The sequence below is a fragment of the Sporosarcina jiandibaonis genome (assembly GCF_013184495.1).
GTDB lineage: Bacteria > Bacillota > Bacilli > Bacillales_A > Planococcaceae > Sporosarcina > Sporosarcina jiandibaonis.
On record NZ_JAAOIY010000001.1, the window covers coordinates 193,967 to 214,528 of the forward strand.

The 20,562-nt window shown below is 42.7% G+C and carries 22 protein-coding genes, 1 pseudogene and 1 other annotated feature; of the genes and pseudogenes, 22 read left to right on the top strand and 1 reads right to left on the bottom strand.

The annotated features are described in order from the left end of the window. The first annotated feature begins 1 nt into the window (after position 1). The 20 genes from minD to G8782_RS01030 all read left to right on the top strand — a co-directional run bounded on the left by minD (position 2) and on the right by G8782_RS01030 (position 15,659). Positions 2 to 802: a septum site-determining protein MinD gene (minD, locus tag G8782_RS00935; RefSeq protein ID WP_172369041.1), complete on the top strand. Its 801-nt coding sequence runs from the start codon at positions 2 to 4 to the stop codon at positions 800 to 802. Between the two features lie 30 nt (positions 803 to 832). Continuing rightward, the gene (locus G8782_RS00940) at positions 833 to 1,249 is read left to right on the top strand and encodes a hypothetical protein (RefSeq protein WP_172368870.1); all 417 of its coding nucleotides are present in this window, start codon (positions 833 to 835) and stop codon (positions 1,247 to 1,249) included. 126 nt (positions 1,250 to 1,375) lie between these two features. After that, the gene (locus G8782_RS00945; RefSeq protein WP_172369042.1) at positions 1,376 to 1,918 is read left to right on the top strand and encodes a peptidoglycan DD-metalloendopeptidase family protein; all 543 of its coding nucleotides are present in this window, start codon (positions 1,376 to 1,378) and stop codon (positions 1,916 to 1,918) included. Continuing rightward, positions 1,915 to 2,529, top strand: a complete 615-nt coding sequence (locus G8782_RS00950) for a site-2 protease family protein (RefSeq protein WP_172369043.1) — start codon at positions 1,915 to 1,917, stop codon at positions 2,527 to 2,529. The genes G8782_RS00945 and G8782_RS00950 overlap by 4 nt, the downstream gene beginning before the upstream one ends. A 41-nt stretch (positions 2,530 to 2,570) precedes the next feature. Beyond that, positions 2,571 to 2,645, top strand: a sequence feature (ribosomal protein L21 leader region). A 12-nt stretch (positions 2,646 to 2,657) separates the two neighbouring features. Further along, on the top strand, positions 2,658 to 2,966 hold the full coding sequence (rplU, locus tag G8782_RS00955) for a 50S ribosomal protein L21 (RefSeq protein WP_172369044.1): 309 nt from the start codon (positions 2,658 to 2,660) through the stop codon (positions 2,964 to 2,966). Between the two features lie 6 nt (positions 2,967 to 2,972). Then, positions 2,973 to 3,302, top strand: coding sequence for a ribosomal-processing cysteine protease Prp (locus G8782_RS00960; protein ID WP_172369045.1), 330 nt, complete (start codon positions 2,973 to 2,975; stop codon positions 3,300 to 3,302). A gap of 12 nt (positions 3,303 to 3,314) precedes the next feature. Continuing rightward, entirely contained in the window at positions 3,315 to 3,605 is a 291-nt protein-coding gene (gene rpmA / locus G8782_RS00965) for a 50S ribosomal protein L27 (protein ID WP_172369046.1), read from the top strand. Between the two features lie 421 nt (positions 3,606 to 4,026). After that, positions 4,027 to 4,545, top strand: coding sequence for a Spo0B domain-containing protein (locus tag G8782_RS00970; RefSeq protein ID WP_172369047.1), 519 nt, complete (start codon positions 4,027 to 4,029; stop codon positions 4,543 to 4,545). 11 nt (positions 4,546 to 4,556) lie between these two features. Then, positions 4,557 to 5,843, top strand: a complete 1,287-nt coding sequence (gene obgE / locus G8782_RS00975; RefSeq protein WP_172369048.1) for a GTPase ObgE — start codon at positions 4,557 to 4,559, stop codon at positions 5,841 to 5,843. A 27-nt stretch (positions 5,844 to 5,870) separates the two neighbouring features. Further along, on the top strand, positions 5,871 to 6,326 hold the full coding sequence (locus tag G8782_RS00980; RefSeq protein ID WP_172369049.1) for an ACT domain-containing protein: 456 nt from the start codon (positions 5,871 to 5,873) through the stop codon (positions 6,324 to 6,326). Between the two features lie 19 nt (positions 6,327 to 6,345). After that, positions 6,346 to 7,233, top strand: coding sequence for a prephenate dehydratase (pheA, locus tag G8782_RS00985; RefSeq protein WP_172369050.1), 888 nt, complete (start codon positions 6,346 to 6,348; stop codon positions 7,231 to 7,233). 131 nt (positions 7,234 to 7,364) lie between these two features. Continuing rightward, positions 7,365 to 8,660, top strand: coding sequence for a LysM peptidoglycan-binding domain-containing protein (locus G8782_RS18380; protein WP_343034904.1), 1,296 nt, complete (start codon positions 7,365 to 7,367; stop codon positions 8,658 to 8,660). Positions 8,661 to 8,666: 6 nt separating this feature from the next. Continuing rightward, positions 8,667 to 9,536 (top strand): aminoglycoside phosphotransferase family protein, encoded by an 870-nt coding sequence (locus G8782_RS00995; RefSeq protein ID WP_172369051.1) that lies wholly within the window; start codon positions 8,667 to 8,669, stop codon positions 9,534 to 9,536. 12 nt (positions 9,537 to 9,548) lie between these two features. After that, positions 9,549 to 10,271 (top strand): YebC/PmpR family DNA-binding transcriptional regulator, encoded by a 723-nt coding sequence (locus G8782_RS01000; RefSeq protein WP_172369052.1) that lies wholly within the window; start codon positions 9,549 to 9,551, stop codon positions 10,269 to 10,271. 420 nt (positions 10,272 to 10,691) lie between these two features. Next, positions 10,692 to 11,294 (top strand): Holliday junction branch migration protein RuvA, encoded by a 603-nt coding sequence (gene ruvA, locus G8782_RS01005; RefSeq protein ID WP_172369053.1) that lies wholly within the window; start codon positions 10,692 to 10,694, stop codon positions 11,292 to 11,294. A 70-nt stretch (positions 11,295 to 11,364) separates the two neighbouring features. Next, complete coding sequence (gene ruvB / locus G8782_RS01010; RefSeq protein WP_172369054.1) at positions 11,365 to 12,375, top strand: Holliday junction branch migration DNA helicase RuvB; 1,011 nt, start codon at positions 11,365 to 11,367, stop codon at positions 12,373 to 12,375. Between the two features lie 18 nt (positions 12,376 to 12,393). After that, on the top strand, positions 12,394 to 13,449 hold the full coding sequence (gene queA, locus G8782_RS01015; RefSeq protein ID WP_172369055.1) for a tRNA preQ1(34) S-adenosylmethionine ribosyltransferase-isomerase QueA: 1,056 nt from the start codon (positions 12,394 to 12,396) through the stop codon (positions 13,447 to 13,449). Beyond that, positions 13,446 to 14,588 (top strand): tRNA guanosine(34) transglycosylase Tgt, encoded by a 1,143-nt coding sequence (tgt, locus tag G8782_RS01020; protein WP_172369056.1) that lies wholly within the window; start codon positions 13,446 to 13,448, stop codon positions 14,586 to 14,588. Before queA ends, tgt begins: the two co-directional genes overlap by 4 nt. A gap of 38 nt (positions 14,589 to 14,626) precedes the next feature. Continuing rightward, a complete protein-coding gene (yajC, locus tag G8782_RS01025; protein WP_172369057.1) occupies positions 14,627 to 14,890 on the top strand; it encodes a preprotein translocase subunit YajC in 264 nt (87 codons plus the stop codon). 127 nt (positions 14,891 to 15,017) lie between these two features. Then, complete coding sequence (locus tag G8782_RS01030; RefSeq protein ID WP_172369058.1) at positions 15,018 to 15,659, top strand: DUF421 domain-containing protein; 642 nt, start codon at positions 15,018 to 15,020, stop codon at positions 15,657 to 15,659. Here the strand turns inward: G8782_RS01030 and G8782_RS01035 are convergent. Further along, the gene (locus G8782_RS01035) at positions 15,653 to 17,179 is read right to left on the bottom strand and encodes a putative polysaccharide biosynthesis protein (protein WP_172369059.1); all 1,527 of its coding nucleotides are present in this window, start codon (positions 17,177 to 17,179) and stop codon (positions 15,653 to 15,655) included. The genes G8782_RS01030 and G8782_RS01035 overlap by 7 nt on opposite strands. A gap of 180 nt (positions 17,180 to 17,359) precedes the next feature. Here G8782_RS01035 and glcT point away from each other — a divergent pair. Both glcT and ptsG read left to right on the top strand, forming a co-directional pair. Beyond that, positions 17,360 to 18,201, top strand: a pseudogene (gene glcT, locus G8782_RS01040) (glucose PTS transporter transcription antiterminator GlcT). 243 nt (positions 18,202 to 18,444) lie between these two features. Beyond that, positions 18,445 to 20,475, top strand: a complete 2,031-nt coding sequence (gene ptsG, locus G8782_RS01045; RefSeq protein ID WP_172369060.1) for a glucose-specific PTS transporter subunit IIBC — start codon at positions 18,445 to 18,447, stop codon at positions 20,473 to 20,475. The last annotated feature ends 87 nt before the right edge of the window (positions 20,476 to 20,562 follow it).

The window sequence follows — 20,562 nt, forward strand, 5'->3', positions numbered from 1 at the left end:
TTTGGGAGAAGCAATAGTAATTACATCAGGTAAGGGCGGTGTAGGCAAGACGACGACAACGGCGAACCTTGGAACTGCATTGGCACTTCAAGGGAAAAAAGTTTGTCTCGTCGATACCGATATCGGCTTACGAAATCTTGACGTCATTCTCGGACTTGAAAACCGGATCATTTATGATTTGGTTGATGTCGTTGAGGGACGTTGCAAAATTCAACAAGCGCTTGTGAAGGATAAACGTTTTGAAGATGGTCTCTTTTTATTGCCAGCTGCACAGACTACAGATAAGAACGCAGTGAATACAGAACAAATGAAAGCATTAATAACCGAGTTGAAGCGCGATTATGATTATATTTTAATTGATTGCCCCGCTGGAATTGAGCAAGGGTACAAAAATGCGGTAGTTGGTGCGGACCGTGCAATCGTCGTGACGACGCCGGAGATTTCTGCTGTTCGAGATGCGGACCGGATTATCGGGTTGCTTGAACAGGAAGATATTGAACCGCCGAAACTTATCATCAATCGAATTAAGCGCCATCTCATGAATACGGGAGACGCACTCGATGTGAATGATATTACTACGCATTTATCCATCGATCTTCTGGGAATTGTCATGGATGATGAAAGCGTCATTAGTTCTTCTAATAGAGGAGAGCCCGTCGTGATGGATCCAACCAATCCGGCTGCAATCGGCTACCGGAATATTTCACGCAGAATTCTCGGAGAATCCGTTGCGTTAATGTCATTCGATAATAGCAACAAAGGATTTTTCAATCGAATCAAATCAATATTTGCGAAATCATAAAAATTATTAATAGTATGGGAGGTGTTTTATATGCCTTCTGTACTATTTTTTATTTGCAAGAAAATGGTTGGAAGAGGAGATTTCTGTTTAGACCGTCGATTTCCGTTCCGGGCGGACGCTTTCCTGCGGGCGAGCGCCGAGCCGCTTCCCTCGCTACGCTCAGTCCAGGGTCTCGTCTGTCTCGCTATTTCCGCGGGAGTCGCCGCCCTACACTACAATCAACTTCAAATTCCACTCTATGGAGAAAGCTATTTAGTGGTCTATTTTCTAATTAAAGATATATTTGCACTGGAAACTTGTTTAGTGAAAAATATTGTCTTTGGATATCTTGATAAGAAATTGCTAATCATTACAAATTTACACAAAAAGAACCGTCACAATATTATCCAGATAACTCAGCGTAGGCTTCTCGCGGGAGGCATCCACCCAGCGCCTCAGCGTTTTTAAAAATTAGAAATAATATTTCCGGTTTGTTGTCATCATATTTAATTTGAAAAAAAATAATCTTACATCCGCCTATTACTATTTTACCCCTACTGTACATATACTGTGAAAAATGGGTGGTGTGTGTGGATGAGATGGCGTGTTAAGTGGGTGGTTGCGGTTCTTTTTACGGTTAGCGTCATTGGTGTGGCCAAATTGGAGAGTGCTGGGATGATTGGAAAGTCCGTTACCCAATATGTCACGACGGGCGAGGATTTTTTAACGATGAAGAAATGGGTTTCTTCAATGATCAATGAGCCTGAAGACGATACGACAATCGTTAGTCATGAAGGCGGATTGCTGCCGACATATGAGTCGATGCAACCTTTTAAAAACGGCGTTCTTGTTTCCTATGCTGTGCCAATCGCAATTCAAGCGCAGGCGGATGGAATTGTTGTATTCACTGGATCAACGAGAGACACGGGGAAAACAGTTACCGTTCTCTATGACGATGGGGACGAAGTGACGTATGGATTTGTCGGCAAGTTCGAAAAACTCCCTTATACTTCTGTCAAAAAAGGGGACACGCTCGCATTAATGGACGAGGAAGCAATTTACATCATGGTGAAACGCGACGGTATTCATTTAGACTCTTCATTACTGCCGGCGTATTTATCAGGGTCTGTTGAATGAAATTTCGTTTTCATCCAATACTTCTCCCGGTATTTTTATTTCTCATCATATCTGGAGATTTATCGGTTTATACAATAATTTTTATATCTCTTCTAATCCATGAAGCAGGTCACCTCATATGCGCATACATACTAGGCCTTCAAGTACGATCTTGTACAATCATGCCTTACGGTGGTGAACTGGTTATACCGGGCAGGCTTACCGCGCGAAGAAAACATCGGATCATACTTGCTCTCGGGGGACCTGCTGCAACTATGTTTATACTTTTTTTGGCGGTTATTTTCGAGTTTCCGGGGAACGATATCGTAATTAAAATTCAATTGTTTTTGCTCGGTATTAACCTGCTGCCGATATTGCCGCTGGACGGCGGACATGTACTTGCTGCAGTATTGGAAGCAAGGGGTTTTGAAACGAACGCAAAAACAATTATGCTGATTTATTCGATGAGCATTTTAACTGTTATTTCAATTGCATTGAGTTTTCATTTGCCTAAAACGGTTCCGTACCTCTTATTGGCGGTATTTTTACTCATTCAAAATTACACTTCGTTCCGATTTCGTAGATATGAAAGAGCTTTTATTAAATTAAAAATAAATGAGTTGACGAAATGATTTCTACGTGGTAATATTTTAATGTTATTGTTTGTAGCGCACCCGTGCTACAACCGCACTGAAAAGGTTCAAGAACCCAACGAGGGTCACCTTTAAAGGCGAGTCTGAGTCTATGAGGAGGTGCAAGTATGTACGCAATTATTGAAACTGGTGGAAAACAAGTAAAAGTTGAACAAGGCCAAGAGATTTTCATTGAGAAAGTAGCTGGCGAAGTAAACGACGTTGTCACTTTCGACAAAGTTTTATTCGTAGGTGGAGACGATGTAAAAGTTGGCGTTCCATTCGTGGAAGGCGCTACTGTTACAGCTAAAGTGGTTGAACAAGGCCGCGGTAAAAAAATTACGGTTTTCAAATATAAGCCGAAAAAGAACTATCACAGAAAACTGGGTCATCGTCAGCCGTTCACAAAAGTAGTTATCGATGGAATTAACGCATAATCCATCATGATTACAGTGACGATTACAGAAGATCAATCTGCCCGCATACAAGCATTTGAAATGTCAGGTCATGCCGATTTCGCGGAACACGGAAAGGATCTTGTTTGCGCAGGTGCTTCCGCAGTATCATTTGGTGCTGTGAATGCCATTATCGCGCTTACAGGCATTACCCCTGAAATTCTCCAAGGAGAGGACGGCGGGTATTTGAAAGTCCTGCTTCCAGAAACTAGCGAAAAAGATGATGACATTCAATTAATTGTACAAGCGATGATTGTTTCTTTGCAGACGATCGAATCAGACTATGGGCAACATATAAAAATCATCTTCAAAAAGTAGGAGGTGGCACACATGCTACGATTAGATCTCCAGTTTTTCGCATCGAAAAAAGGAGCAGGTTCAACTCGAAACGGTCGTGACTCAGAGTCAAAACGTCTTGGCGCAAAACGCGCTGACGGGCAATACGTTTCAGGCGGATCAATCCTTTACCGTCAACGCGGAACTAAAGTTCACCCAGGTGAAAACGTTGGTCTCGGCAGCGACGATACTCTTTTCGCGAAAATTGACGGCGTCGTGCGCTTTGAGCGTTTCGGCCGCAAGAAAACGAAAGTAAGCGTATATGCTGAAGCTCAAGAAGCTTAATTTTCAACAATTAATAGATTGAGAGGACTGCAGAATTTCCGGCAGTCCTCTTTTTTGTTCTTTGGATAAATAGTTGCGGTACTAGGCAACGTTTTGCGAGAAGTAGGCTACGTTTCACGCGAACTTGTCAACGTTTCCTGATAAGCGGGCAATGTAATGCCCGAACTAGGAAACGTTTTCGAAAGTAGGCAACGTTTTGCGAGAAGTAGGCAACATTTCACGCGAGCTTGTCAACGTTTCCTGATTAGCTGCCTGAACTAGGCAACGTTCCAAGGTAAGTTAGAAACGTCAAACCATTAATGAAGAAGCACTCCCTGAAATAACTTATACCACTTTCGGCCATACTATTTTCGTTCTATATCGTAAAAGCTGGGAGAAATGCTATACTGTATGTTACATCTAGAAGTATGGAGTGTGGGGAATGAGTAAAGGGGAATTGTCACAAACAGAAGTATTAGCATTTGCAAGACATGATTTTCTAAATGATCTTCAAATCATTTTAATGCATCTTGATTTGGGGAATCCGTCAGAAGCAAGAAAGGCGATTCTTAAGACGACAAAAGCGATGAACCAATGCTCGTTACTGTCGGGCTTCGGTTTGCCAAAAGTGCAACAATGGCTATTAACTTTTGACTGGGTTTATACAGCATTTAGCAGCAATTTGACATGCGCGATAAAAAAAGGGGCTCGGGAAGTAAATGGTGAAACCCTTGTCACCTATTTGGAAGCTATTTTCGAAAAAGTTGAAGATGTGATTGATCCGCTATTTGAATATGACGTTCAATTTGACGTTTTTGCCGATGAACAAAAGTGGTCAATTACGATAACAATAAAAGGCGAGCTGCCTGAAACTGATAAGAAGCTGATCAGCTCAGATAATCTCATCGTTGAAGAATCGCTTTCACATAATTTATGGATGTTCAAGTTAAGTGGACACTAGGAGGAACTAATATGTTTGTAGATCACGTAAAAATCTATGTAAAAGGCGGTGACGGTGGTGATGGAATGGTTGCGTTCCGTCGGGAGAAGTACGTTCCGTTTGGCGGGCCTGCAGGCGGTGACGGCGGAAACGGAGCGGACGTAGTTTTCATCGTTGAAGAAGGTTTGCGCACATTGATGGATTTCCGTTACCAACGTCATTTTAAAGCGCCGCGCGGAGCTCATGGAATGGGTAAAAACATGCACGGAAAAAATGCGGAAGACATGGTTGTCAAAGTCCCGCCCGGAACAGTCGTTACAGACAGCGAGACGGGGGCTGTCATCGCGGATTTGGTCGAACATGGGCAAACAGCAGTGATTGCTCGCGGAGGCCGTGGAGGGCGTGGAAACAGCCGATTTGTATCATCTCAAAACCCGGCGCCTGAACTGTCGGAAAAGGGTGAGCCAGGCATTGAAAAAGAAATTGTTCTGGAATTGAAAGTGCTTGCTGACGCTGGACTTGTAGGCTTCCCGAGTGTAGGGAAATCCACGCTTCTATCCGTCATATCTGCAGCGAAACCGAAGATTGCTGATTATCATTTTACAACGCTCGTTCCGAATTTAGGAATGGTCGAAACTGAAGACGGCCGCAGTTTTGCCATCGCAGATTTACCGGGGTTGATTGAAGGAGCGCATGAAGGTGTTGGGCTTGGACATCAATTCCTGCGTCATATTGAGCGGACGCGCGTCATTGTTCACGTGATTGATATGTCGGCAATGGAAGGTCGCGACCCGTTCGAGGACTACTTGACGATAAATGAAGAACTGAAGCAATACAATCTGCGTTTGACAGAGCGCCCGCAAGTCATCGTGGCCAATAAAATGGACATGCCTGATGCGGAAGAAAATCTTCGTTTATTCAAAGAGAAATTAGAAGATGATGTTCAAGTTTTTCCGATATCCGCAGTTACACGTAAAGGGCTCGACCAACTTGTTTTCGCAATTGCCGATTTGATCGATGTCACGCCTGAATTCCCGCTTATCGACATCGATGAGGAAAGTGAAAACGCAGTTCTTTATAAACACGAAAGAGAAGCACCGGAATTCAAAATTACGCGCGATGATGATGGGGCATATGTTCTATCTGGAAGTACCATTGAACGTCTATTTAAGATGACGGACTTTAATTTTGATGCTTCTGTGCGGAAATTTGCTCGACAAATGCGCTCGATGGGTATCGATGATGCACTTCGTGAACGCGGAGCCAAAAATGGAGACATCGTTCGACTTCTTGGTTTCGAATTTGAATTTATCGAATAATTACGGGTAAAGCATGGGGGAGATTTTATGAAGCGGTTAGGCGACGGCCGTTTTTATCTTGTAAGGGAAGATGTCCTTACAGAATCAATGCTAAAAACGATTGAAGTAAAACAATTACTCTCTACCGGGGAGGCATCGACTATTCAACAAGCGGTGAAAAAGGTCGGGCTTTCCCGGAGTGCTTTTTATAAGTACCGCGACACAGTATTTCCTTTTGAATCAGTTGCCCGTGAACGGATTTTAACGATTTTCATTCAGCTTGAAGACCGAAAAGGATCCCTTGCTACTTTGCTCGGCATTGTTTCAACAGCGAAATGCAATGTGCTCACAATCCACCAAACGATTCCAGTCCAAGCGAGGGCGAATATTACGTTATCGCTTGATGTTACACAAATGGAAATAAAGATGGATACATTTATTCAACAATTAAAAGCGCCGGATTTTGTGGAGTCAGTCTCCGTTATAAGTTCTGGAGCACTTTGATGAGGGAGGAAATGATAATTTGAGTACCGAAGAATTCACACCGATTATTGCGTATTTAGGACCGGAAGCTACGTTTACACACGTTGCGGCTTCTTATCTTTTCGGAAAATCAAGCTTAACGCCGCAGCCAACCATTCCGGATTGCATCGAAGCGGTTAGCTCGGGGCGTGCAACTTATGCAATCGTGCCACTAGAAAATGCATTGGAAGGGTCAGTGCCGTTAACGATCGATTATATGCACAGCGAACGTAACTTGTTTATTAATGCGGAGCTTTCGATTCCGATTGAACAACATCTATTGGTCAATAAAAAACAAGCCGAGTTTGTGAATGATATTGAATCCGTTCAATCTCATCCGCATGCGCTTGCACAATGCCATAAATATTTATTGTACCAATACAGACGGGTCCCGCTCATTCAAACGACATCGACGGCTGCGGCCGCGAAATATGTCTCTGAAAATCCCAACGAAAAAATTGCTGCGATCGGAAATCGTCTTGCAGCGAAAAAGTATGACTTACATATTGCAGAAGAAAATATTCATGATTTCCATTTTAACCATACGAGATTCGTAGTGTTATCTTTGCGAAAAGGTCAATTGGACGTTCCGAACCATACAGAGACGCCAAAAACTACGCTGATGGTAAAACTCCCTGAAGATGATCGTTCGGGTGTGCTTCATCAGGTGTTATCCGTTTTTTCCTGGCGCAAACTGAATTTAAGCAAAATCGAATCCCGTCCGTTAAAAACGGGTCTCGGAAATTATTTTTTCATTATCGATGTAGTAGAATCAGAGGAAAAACCGATGATGAAAGGCGCAATGGAAGAACTTGCCGCGCTTGGGTGCTCCGTCCGATCGTTCGGAACCTATTATACGTATGAAGATAAAACCGCTATATCCGACTAAAGGATATAGCGGTTTTTCGCATATTAAAGCCCCGCTCGCATATAAATGACACAAGGGACTGCTGCCAAAAAAGGGTCACAAAGGCGAGTGTCTGCTCATACGATGAGTTGATGGAAGGGGGAAGTTTTTTAGTGGATGTTCATATTGTTCAAAAAGGTGACACACTTTGGAAGATTTCAAGGCAACACGGCGTTTCTTTTGATGAATTAAAAAGGGTGAATGCTCATCTCGCCAATCCAGATTATATTGTTCCAGGGATGAAGATCACATTGCCAGCAAAGTTAACGGTGAAAAAACCTACTGCAGCAGCCGAGCAGAAAACGGTGAAAGCGCCTAGTCAAGCTGCTCCAGCTACACCATCTGTACCAATGGAGAAAAAACAAGCTCCGCCAGAACATTTAAGAGCAATGCCAGAAACGCCATCTGTTCCCGGATTGGGAGAATTAGCAGAGGAATTACCTGAAGTGGCAGAAATGCCGGCGATGCCAGAAATGCCGGCAATGCCAGAAAATCCTGTAATGCCCGAGATGCCAATAGCGCCCGAAGTAGTTATGCCTGAAATGCCACCGCCAATGCCGGAAATTCCACAAATGCCACCGATGCAGGAAATGCCCATGCAACAAATGACTTGGCAACAACCAATGCCGCCAATGCAACAACAGCCTGTGCAGTTCATCGGCGTCCCATGCGGTTGGATGCCAATTTATGACGTAGATTGTTTTCCGTACATGCATCCAGGGCAAATGCAGCAACCGATGCCTATGCCTACACAGCAGTTGCCAGTAGAAATGGAAGCTTCACCTATGATGCCTAATATGCCAATGGCGCCTAACATGCCCGTAGCACCAAATATTCCAATGGCACCTAATGTGCCAATGGTGCCGAACATGCCAATAGATCCTAACATAACAATGCGTCATGATTGGAAAATGATTGAATCGCCGAATATCGAATTCGAAGATGAGATTAAATTCGAAAAACTGCCTGATCTCCATTTCGAGGAATCACCGACGTCAGAACTTAATGATATGAAAGATATGATGGCAGACGCAGAGGAGTTAGCGGAAGCGGCGGTGGAATCCCAAGTTGAAAGCATCGTCGAGGATGAGCTAGATTTTGAAGAGTCGCCAATGATGCCTATGGATTCTATGGAAATGCCGTCAATGCCGCCTCAAGGCATGGGAGCTTATGGACAATTCGAAGGCTATCCAGCTTATCCATCTTCACCTTGCGGCTGCGGTCAACCATATCCGCAGATGATGCAGATGTCACCATGCGGTTGCGGGCAAGGACAAATGTATCATCATCATCATGTAGCTCCTGTTCAGCAAATGAATTATTGCAACGCGTGCAACCAGCCGATTCATGAAATGCCTTATCACCAAATGATGCCGTACCCGTACACAAATTGGCCTGGGATTTACTAGGAAGTTATGAAACTAGATGGGAAGTTAGAGCAAATAAATAGCAATGTCTGGAAGCTTGAACGAGATGGGCTATTTTATTCTGTAAAGCAATATGACTTTTCAGCTATCGCTTTAAAAGTGAAAACAGTGCATGATACATTGCGTTCGATATCATTTCCGCATATCGTGCCTGTGTTGCCAAACGAACACCAACTAACATTTATGCAACCGTGGTTGGAGGGAGCAAGGTCCGTCAATTTCAAAAAGAGAGCAGATCGAACCGACTCCCTTGCAGCATTAACCGCGTTGCACGATACGGGTTCAATCATTAATTGGCCCGGAGAACCTTATTTGCATCCATACCCATTGGTATCCAAGTGGGAGGAGCGGATATATCGTTTTCAAAACATACGGGAAGAGTGCGAGAAGTACATCGGAAAAAGCAATTTTGATGATATTCTTTTTTACGCGACGAATGCGCTTCGGCTTGTACGGAAAACGGGGAAGTCCGAGCAAGCCGAAACCCTTCTTCACGGCGATGTTGTTCATCATAATATCCTGCGGGATAAGAACGGAATCATCCGTTTTATCGATTTCGATTTAACATGTACCGGACCGCCTGGTACTGAACTAGCCTTATGGATTCATCGTGTGCTCCCTCAAATTGATTACGATATCGAGTTTCTTATCAATGAACAACCGTCATTGCAAAACTTGGATGATTGTTCAAAAACTTTACTTCTATATCCAAATGAACTGCTAAGAGAATGGCTGCATTTTTTCACATTGCCTAGGCGTTCACAAGAAAGACAAGTGAAAAATCTCGTCCCTTTTACAGAGTCCGCACTCTCACATTGGCCGAAATTATGGTACAATGTAGAACGGATGAAAAATTAGGGGGGCTGCATCATGGCAGGACATTCCAAGTGGAATAATATTAAAAACCGTAAAGGCGCACAAGATGCGAAACGCGGTAAAATATTTCAAAAGATATCTCGAGAAATTTATATGGCGGCAAAACAAGGCGCCGATCCAGATATGAATCCTGGTTTACGGTTAGCGATTGAAAAAGCAAAAAGCGCGAACGTTCCAAACGACGTTGTGAAACGCGCGATCGATAAAGCAACCGGGGCAGGATCAGACGAAAACTACGAAGAAGTCATTTATGAAGGATACGGCCCAGGCGGCATCGCTGTTCTCGTTTATTGTTTAACTGAAAACAGAAACCGAACAGCTCCAAATGTCCGTGTCGCATTCTCTAGAAATGGCGGAAATCTCGGAGCGAGCGGATCTGTCTCTTATATGTTTGACCGTAAAGGACGTCTGTTCATTGAAAGAACGGAAGAGACCGACGAAGATATGATCATGCTGGCTGCTCTCGAAGCAGGCGCTGAAGATATCGAGTCGACCGAAGATGGTTTCGAAATCGTCACAGAACCCGCTGACTTCCTGGAAGTAAAAGAAAAGCTCGAAGAAGACGGCATCGAATTCATTTCCGCTGAAATCGAAATGATTCCATCAATCTACACGCCAATACCTGAAGGCAGCGAAGAAGAATTCGAAAAAATGCTAGAAATGCTCGAAGACGATGATGACGTGCAAGACGTTTATCATAATGCGAGTGAAGATTAAATTTTTACGATCCATCCTTGATGTTTTAAGGATGGATTTTTTAATTTTTCAAAACGCATCGCAATACTTTCCCAGAAACTTATAAAATACCACTTACCATAAAAATGGAATCGGCAGTTGATTGTAGTGTAGGAAGGCGACTCCCGCGGAAACAGCATCAACCGAAAGCCCCGCAGGAGCGTAGCGACGAGGAGATTGAGGTGATCCCCGCAGGAAAGCGTCCGCCCGAAACGAAAATCAACGATTTCGCACAAATATGCAAGTGTTGAAATAATAAACTGTTCCTGCAGTCGATATAATTTATTCCAATTAAACTACAACTCCAAAACACAAATAATTAAATCCCCACACCACAAACCGCTGTAGAAAGTGCGTTCGTATGGTATAATCGAAGATAGCTAATTTAAGGGGGATATTTGCTTGTATGATTACATAAAAGGACATGTCACGCGTGTCACGCCCGAATACATAACACTTGATCAAAACGGAGTAGGTTGGCTGATTATGACGCCGAATCCGTACTCATTTCATATGACAGATGAAATCCAGCAAGTGTTTACCTATTTGCATGTGCGCCAAGATGTCCAGTTGTTGCTTGGCTTTAAAACGCTGGAACAACGCGAACTATTTAAAAAACTCATCACAGTTTCAGGAATTGGCCCAAAAGGAGCGCTTGCGATTCTAGCGAGCGGCATTCCATCTCAAGTTATCGGTGCCATCGAGCGCGAAGACGAAGCATTTCTCGTTCAGTTTCCGGGAGTCGGAAAAAAGACCGCTCGCCAAATGATTCTCGATTTAAAAGGGAAGTTGCATGACCTATTCACTGAAATTGATTTTGATGATGAAGAACATTCACTTCTTACGATGGCTGAAAACGGCGCGCTCGATGAAGCGATATTAGCGCTAGAAGCATTAGGCTATTCACAACGCGAATTAAACAAAGTGAAATCTGCATTAGAAAAAGAAGAACTCGACACAGAAGGCTATATGAAAAAAGCATTGCAACTATTATTGAAAAAATAACAGGTTATTATTACCGAAAAAATAACTGTTTATTTAAAAATAAACCGCGTTTAAAAAAGGATGGTGTACGATGGAGGACCGTGTCATATCAGGGGCAACCACAGAATTTGATGAGGGGTTTGAACAGTCGCTAAGACCGCAACTCCTTAACCAATATATTGGTCAAGAAAAGGTGAAGGACAATTTAAGTATTTTTATCGAAGCGGCAAAGGGCCGGAGCGAGTGCCTGGATCACGTTCTCTTATACGGACCGCCTGGACTCGGGAAAACGACGCTGGCAACGGTCATCGCGAATGAAATGAACGTCAATATTCGCATGACGAGCGGCCCCGCTATTGAACGTCCGGGGGACCTAGCGGCGGTCCTCTCTTCACTCGAACCAGGCGATGTTTTATTCATTGATGAAATTCACCGCCTCAATCGGGCGATCGAAGAAGTGCTTTATCCCGCGATGGAAGACTTTTGTTTAGACATCGTTGTCGGGAAAGGGCCATCCGCTCGTTCAGTCCGGCTCGATCTTCCGCCGTTCACCTTAATCGGCGCGACGACGCGCGCAGGCGCATTGTCAGCACCCCTGCGAGACCGTTTTGGGGTACCGTTAAGGTTGGAGTTTTACAATGAGGAACCGCTAACAGAGATCGTCGTGAGAAGCGCATCTGTCTTTGACGTTTCTATCGACCGCGAAGCTGCGGTTGAAATGGCGAAACGTTCACGCGGCACGCCTCGAATCGCCAACCGATTACTTCGTCGCGTGCGCGATTATGCACAAGTGCGAGGCGATGGGAAGATTTCGTTGAGTACTGCGCAAGAAGCGCTTGAAATGCTTCAAGTCGATTCGCATGGACTGGACCATATCGACCATAAACTTATTACAGGAATGATTGAGCAATTCAGAGGCGGGCCCGTCGGAATCGATACGATTGCCGCGAGCATCGGAGAAGAATCCGTTACGATTGAAGATGTTTATGAACCATACTTATTGCAAATTGGTTTCATTCAACGCACGCCGCGTGGTAGAGTTGTAACGAATTATGCGTATACTCATTTTGGATACGTCATTCCTGAAAAAAACAATATTTGAAATTAAGGTGGCAACACGATGAATGTAAAGGATTTTGATTTTCATTTACCTGAGGAATTGATTGCGCAAACGCCATTGAAAGACCGTACAGCAAGCCGTCTGTTGGTTTTGGATAAAGAAACCGGCGCAATCGAACATAAGAAATTTTCAGGTTTTCTTGATGAATTAGAAACAGGAGATTTGCTCGTTTTAAATGATACGCGCGTACTTCCGGCCCGGCTGATGGGCGTGAAAGAAGACACTGGGGCGGCAATCGAAATTCTTCTCTTGAAAGAAAATGGGGAAGACGAGTGGGAAACACTTGTAAAACCCGCGAAACGTATTAAACTTGGAAATATCGTAACATTTGGCGATGGTTTATTGAAAGCGGAATGCACGGAGATTCTTGAACAAGGCGGACGCGTTTTCAAATTTACTTATGACGGGATTTTTCATGAAATTCTTGATAAACTAGGAAGCATGCCGCTTCCGCCGTATATTACAGAAACACTTGATGACAAAGAGCGGTATCAAACCGTATTTGCAAAAGAACGCGGTTCGGCCGCGGCTCCGACCGCAGGGTTGCATTTCACGGATGAACTCTTAGAAAAGATTCGTGAAAAAGGCGTGAAAGTCGCATTTATCACGCTCCATGTCGGACTCGGAACTTTTCGTCCGGTTAGCGTCGATACGATTGAAAATCATACGATGCATGCCGAATATTATCAGGTGACAGAAGAAACGGCTGCCGCGATAAATCAAACAAAAGAACGCGGCGGACGAATTATTGCAGTAGGCACGACATCTGCTCGAACGTTAGAAACGATTGGCGCTGAACATGAAGGGAAAATGATCGCTTCTAACGGATGGACGTCGATTTTCATTTACCCAGGTTATCATTTTACAATTGTCGACGGGTTGTTAACAAATTTCCATTTACCTAAATCGACATTGCTCATGCTCGTTTCGGCACTTACGTCAAGGGAGTATATTCTCGCTGCATATAACTCGGCAATTGAGGAGAACTATCGCTTTTTCAGTTTTGGAGACGCGATGTTCATTAAGCCTCCAAACAGAAAGGATTCAGATCAATGACACCAGCAGTTACTTACGAACATATAAAAACATGCAAACAAACCGGAGCACGCCTCGGGATTGTTCATACGCCCCATGGTTCTTTCGAAACGCCGACATTTATGCCTGTTGGCACGCAAGCGACCGTGAAAACGATGTCGCCGGAGGAGTTAAAGGAAATTGGTTCCGGCATCATTTTAAGCAACACCTATCATTTATGGTTGCGCCCGGGACACGAAATCATAAAAGAAGCCGGCGGATTGCATAAATTCATGAATTGGGACAGACCGATATTAACGGATTCAGGCGGATTCCAAGTTTTTTCTCTAAGTGAATTTAGAACAATCGAAGAAGAAGGCGTCCATTTCCGACACCATTTAAACGGCAGCAAGCTATTTTTAAGTCCTGAAAAAGCAACAGAAATACAAAACGCGCTCGGTGCGGATATTATGATGGCATTCGATGAATGTCCGCCTTATCCAGCGACATTCGAGTACATGAAAGCCAGTGTGGAACGAACATCAAGATGGGCTGAACGTTGCTTGAGCGCCCACGGTCGACCGAATGATCAAGCATTGTTCGGCATCGTTCAAGGCGGCGAGTTTGAAGAACTCCGTAAACAGAGCGCTAAAGACCTGATATCGCTTGATTTCCCTGGTTATGCCATTGGCGGTTTATCAGTCGGGGAGTCAAAAGAAGTGATGAATGAAGTGTTGGAATTCACAACACCGCTCCTTCCTCAGGATAAGCCGCGTTATTTGATGGGGGTCGGTTCTCCGGGTTCACTCATTGATGGTGCTATCCGTGGTATTGATATGTTCGACTGTGTTTTACCGACACGTATCGCTCGTAACGGCACACTGATGACAAGCGAAGGCAGACTTGTTGTAAGGAATGCAAAGTACAGCCGCGATTTTGGTCCGCTTGACCCGAATTGTGACTGTCATGTATGCAAAACTTATAGTCGCGCATACATCCACCACTTAATTCGAGCAGAAGAAACTTTTGGAATTCGACTAACGTCTTATCATAACTTGTACTTTCTATTAAATTTGATGGAGCAAGTACGAGATGCAATTCGCACAGATAGCCTTGGCGATTTCCGCGAAGAATTTTTTGAGCGTTACGGATTTAATAAACCTAATGCAAAAAACTTCTAAATCTTGTATAATATATCTTGGTTGAAAGGGGGATTATAATGGAAACACTAATGGGACTTTTACCGTTCATAGCAATGTTTGCAATCATGTGGTTTTTTCTCATCAGACCAGCTCAAAAGCGTCAAAAAGAGACAAAAACGATGCAAAGCCAGCTGAAACGAGGAGACAAAGTAATTACTATCGGTGGCATTCACGGATCGATTGATGCAGTAGACGAAGCAACGGTTTACTTGAAGGTTGCAGATGGAACAACACTGCGCTTCGATAGACAAGCTGTTGGTCGCGTGACTGAACAAGCATAAGTAAAATATTAAAGACGGTACAAAGTTATGGAAGCATCCATTTCTTATACCCGTCTTTTTATTTTGCGCATTTTTTGTATATGAGACGAATCTCTTTGGGCATCCTCTTTAGTGGAGGGAGATTTCTTTGAACGATTTATTAATAATAGGCTTTCGAACTTTCTTTTTATATTTTTTAATATTAATTGTCTTGCGTGTAATGGGGAAACGAGAAGTCGGCGAACTTGGCATATTAGACGTTGTTGTTTTTATCATTATGGCTGAGGTAGCGGCAGTTGCAATTGAGGATCCAAAAAACAAAATATCACACACGATTTTGCCAATTCTCGTCCTCCTCATCATCCAACTAATCACATCTTTTATTTCATTGAAAAGTAAAAAGTTCCGCGATCTTGTTGATGGTAATCCATCCGTTATCATACGTAACGGAAAGATATTAGAAAACGAAATGAGGCGGCAACGCTATAATCTCGATGACTTATTCCAACAGCTGAGGGAGCAACAAATTGGTTCTATTCGCGAAGTAACATTTGCATTTTTAGAACCATCCGGAAATCTTTCCGTATTTACTGAAGAAGAAACACAACCCGTTCTGGCGCTTATTAGCGATGGAATCATTCAGCATCGACATATTGAAATTGTCGGCCTTACTGAACAACATTTAATCGAGGAATTAAGTAAATTAGGAATCGACGATGTTAATCATGTTTTTTATTGTTCGTATGAAAGAGGCAGCTTCCACTATCAATTAAAAGAAGAATTTCAATAACTTTTATTCAGCAATTTTTTGAATAACATAAAATCATTCAGTCGTAATTGGCGCGTTAACATCAAGATAACCATTAAAAATAGACAAGTGATGAGACAATCCGTGAGAAGGCCAAATTTTCCGATGGGCATGAAGATTGGCCGTATAATTGCTGTCAGGATAAAAGAGAAATACGGAAGCGCGAACATTGTAAAGCCGGTAGCCGTGGCTTTATTTTTCCGAAGCGTTGCGATATGAAGAAATGACGTAATTAATACGCCGAATCCGATAGCTAGCACTGCTCCCGTTTCTTGGATGCCGGGTTGGGAAGCGAGTACAAACATGACCGCAAGTTTTGCAATGCCGCCATACACCGAGTTCATCATTCCAGCTTTGGCTTCTCCAGTCGATTGTAAAATCGAATATAATGGACCTTGAATATAATAAAAGAAAAACACTGGAGCTAATATCGTCATATAAGATCCGCCTTCGGTAATGTGAAACAATTTTTCCGCAAGCACCTGTCCATGCACGAAAAATACAGTTGCGGCGAAAGTGCCAGTAATTGAGGATAAACGAAGAGCTAAATGAATGCGTTCCTTCAATTTTTTCTTATTGCTAGAGGCCGCGGCTCCGCTTACTGCTGGAACTAACACGACAGATAATGCGTACGGTATGAATGCCGGGAATAATAAAAGCGGTATGAGCACACCCGATATGATTCCGTATAAAGAAGTGGCGGCAATTGCGGTAATTCCCGACATGGAAAGCGCGCGTAAAAAAATGATCGGTTCTAAAAACCAAGTAAATGTCCCGAATAATCGGCTGCCAGATGAAGGCAATGCGATTTCAAGTATTGGTTCAAAAGGATAGCGTTTTTGTTTTATCTCAATTTTCTGGTGTGCTTTACGTTTTCGGTGTTGACGATACTTAAATAGTAAATAGAGAACGGATGAAATTTCTGCAAGCATCGTGATAAACATCGCATACGCTGCATTCATAGCAGTGTTGTCAGGTGAAAGCATGAATGGCAACATCCAAGTAATTAAAAGAATACGGAAAAATTGTTCGATGATTTGAGACCAGGCAGTTTCTTCGATACGTGTAATTCCTTGAAAATATCCGCGAATTAATCCGCCGATCGCTGCAATCGGAACAATCGCGATTCCTGCATATAATGCCGATGCGGATGCTGGATTCCCTAAAAGTGTTCCCGCTAAATAGGGCACAAACGCGATGGACGCTGGTATGAAAACGATGGCTGTTAAAAACGTCATAAAAACAGCTGTCTTCATAACAGCTGAAATTTTCTCGAGTTCGCCTCTTGCTTTGTGTTCCGCGATTACTTTTGCTATTGCCACTGGTATGCCGAGTTGGACAAGAGATAGGAAAAAGATGAATGCAGGATACGCTGTCATATAAATACCGACAGATTCTTCGCCCGCAATGCGCATAAATTGAATTCGGAATACAAATCCTAATAGTTTGGACATAAAAACAGCGACCATTAAGACAGCTGTCCCGCGGATGAATGAAGACAAATGCAACAACTCCTTCTAGATTCAAGAAATTTACAGAGCATTTTATATCAACACTGGTCTAACAGGTAATTTTGGCCTTCTCCAATTCTATGCTTTTTAATAATTGTTATTACTTTATCAAAGTACCATCCGTAATGATAAATGGTATTATAGAGATAGAAAATCATAGGGGATAAGTCGATGAAAAAATATGAAGTGCAAAAAACATTGAATAATAATGTCTTGATCGCGTCTGATATTGACGGAAATGAAGTTGTGTTAATAGGAAGCGGAATCGGCTTCGGAAAGAGAATCGGGGCACCGATAGATCATGAACAAGTAGAGAAAATGTTTGTATTGAACGATCCTGAAAAACAAGAGCAATACAAGCAACTCCTATCAACAATCGATGGAGAAACGATAAAAATGCTTATTTCAGTAGTTGAAATCATTCGTGAAAGAGCTGGGATGCCATTAAACGAAAATATTCACATCGCTTTAACTGACCACTTAGCCTTTGCCATTAATCGGATGAAACAAGGGTTAATGATCCGAAATCCATTTTTGTTGGAAACGAAAGCGCTTTATCCGAATGAATATAAAATCGCGGAAGAAGTTACTGCAATGGTTAATGAAAAACTACGCATTGAGCTGCCTGAAGGTGAAATTGGTTTCATAACCTTACATATACATAGTGCCATTGAAAATAAGAATGTCGGTGATTTAACCGCGCATTCAGCACTCATTGTCAAACTGATTAATATAATTGAAGAACAACTCAATCTTGTAATCGATAAAGCAGTATTGACTACACGCGTTTAATCCGTCATCTTCGTTATGCAATCGAGCGGATGGTGCGAGGAGAGAAAGTGAATGAACCCTTAAAGTTAACGGATTTATTGAAAGCGGAATATCCAATCTATTACAATCTGGCATGGAAATTGATAAAGGTGATGCAACAATCTCTTCAAAGAGAGGTTCAAGACGCGGAAGCCGTTTATCTAACCCTTCATTTGCACCGTTTGCATTCTAAGAAACTATAAATTTATATTGATTGCCAAGGTGAAATCATTATGCTAGAATTATTTTATAAAGCATTAGATTTTCCAAGTAGTCAACTAATTTAATAATATTTTTTTACGTGTTACTGATACGATCAGGCATGAGTAAAAAGATAATTGATTTTGAGTTTGGGACCCCGGTCCTTGAACTTTTGTCGATTTCTTTTTTTCTCATGCCTTTTTTATTGGAAGAATCTAATGACTGAATAACTAGGAGGTATAAAAATGTTTAAGAAATCTTTTGGGGTTTTGCAAAAAGTAGGTCAAGCGTTAATGCTACCTGTTGCTTTGTTACCCGCGGCGGGGCTTTTACTTGGAATTGGTAATGCTGCGCAACAAGAAACAATGCTCAGTTTCATGCCGTTCTTGTCAGCAGATTGGATTCAGTTGACTGCAACTGTCATGGAAGATGCGGGTGGAATCATATTTGGTAATTTACCCCTTATTTTCGCGATAGGTGTTGCAATCGGGCTTGCGAGAGACGGGGCAGCGGCATTGGCGGCCCTGGTCGGTTATTTGGTGTTAAACCAAGTTATGAGTTCTTGGTTGGGGATTACGCCAGATATGTTGAATGATGATCCTAGTTTCGCGCTAGTATTCGGTATTCCGACATTGCAAACCGGCGTATTCGGCGGAATTATAGTAGGTCTGATCGCCGCTTTCAGTTATAACAAGTTTCATGATATTGAAATGCCATCTTTCCTTGGGTTCTTTGCGGGAAAAAGATTCGTTCCGATCGCTACAGCCGGAATTGCATTCGTAGCTGGATTGGCGCTACTCGTTATTTGGCCGCCAGTTCAAGCAGGCATGAACAACGCCTCACTTTGGTTGCTTGAAGAAGGAACGTATATCGCTGTATTTTTCTTCGGATTCATCAAACGTCTTTTAATTCCGTTTGGATTGCATCATATTTTCCATGCGCCATTTTGGTATGAATTTGGATCGTATACGACGACTGCGGGCGCAATTGTTCGCGGAGATATGACGATATTCTTTGCACAGTTAAAAGACGGTGTGGAACTAACTGCTGGAAACTTCATGGGCGGGGAATTCCCGATCATGATGTTCGGATTGCCGGCTGCGGCACTTGCGATGTATCATGCAGCGCGTCCAGAAAGAAAGAAACTGGTAGCTGGTTTATTGGGTTCAGGTGCATTAACTTCGTTTTTAACAGGAATTACAGAACCACTTGAATTTTCATTTTTATTCTTGTCACCGGTTCTTTTCTTGATTCACGCTGTTTTGGACGGTTTATCATTCGTCTTGATGACTTTCTTCAATGTTCATGTCGGTTACACGTTCTCAGGGGGAGCGATTGACTTCTTCTTATTCGGAATATTACCGGGCAGGGAATCTTGGTGGATAGTGATTTTACTAGGGCTTGTCTTCGCGCTTATCTATTATTTATTGTTCCGCTTCATGATCAGCAAGTTCAATCTGATGACGCCAGGACGTGAAAAAGGTGATGAAGACGGGGAAGAAGACGGAGAAACTGGGAGCACGAGCGATCTTCCTTATGATATTCTTGCAGCGATGGGCGGACAGGAAAATATCAGTAATCTAGATGCTTGTATTACACGACTTCGTGTTTCTGTCAAAGATGTTAAAAATGTCGACAAAAAAGAATTGCAAAAATTAGGCGCAGCAGGCGTGCTGGAAGTTGGAAATAATATTCAAGCAATCTTCGGTCCGCGTTCTGAAATTATTAAAGGCCAAATTCAAGACGTTATCAGTGGTAAGCGTCCTCGCGCTGAAGTGATTTCTGAACCGACAACACCGGAAATGCCGATTGTTGATGCAACAGACGAATTCGTATCGCCGATAAAAGGAGAACTCAAGCCTTTGTCTGAAGTGCCAGATGCTGTATTCTCTGGAAAAATGATGGGTGATGGATTTGCGATTCTTCCTGCAGATGGGACAATCGTATCTCCGGTAAACGGGAAAGTTGTCAGCTTGTTCCCGACTAAACACGCGATTGGCATTCTAGCTGATTCGGGTAGGGAAATTTTGATACATGTAGGAATCGATACAGTCAAATTGGAAGGCAAGGGCTTTGAAGCGCTGGTTGCACAAGATGACCGCATTGAAATCGGTCAACCGTTGCTACAAGTTGATCTTGATTATATCAAAGAACATGCAACATCTATTATTACGCCTATCATCTTCACGAATTTGTTTGACGGTGAAGAAATTAGTATTAATAAGTTAGGTCATGTTGATACTTCAGAAGAAAATATAATTTCTATTAAGAAATAAAGCTCTCAAAATAAAACAAGTTGTCCATGGTCTCATTTTTAACTATTGGATAGCTTGTTTTTATTAGATGAAGAATTCGGAAAGTTA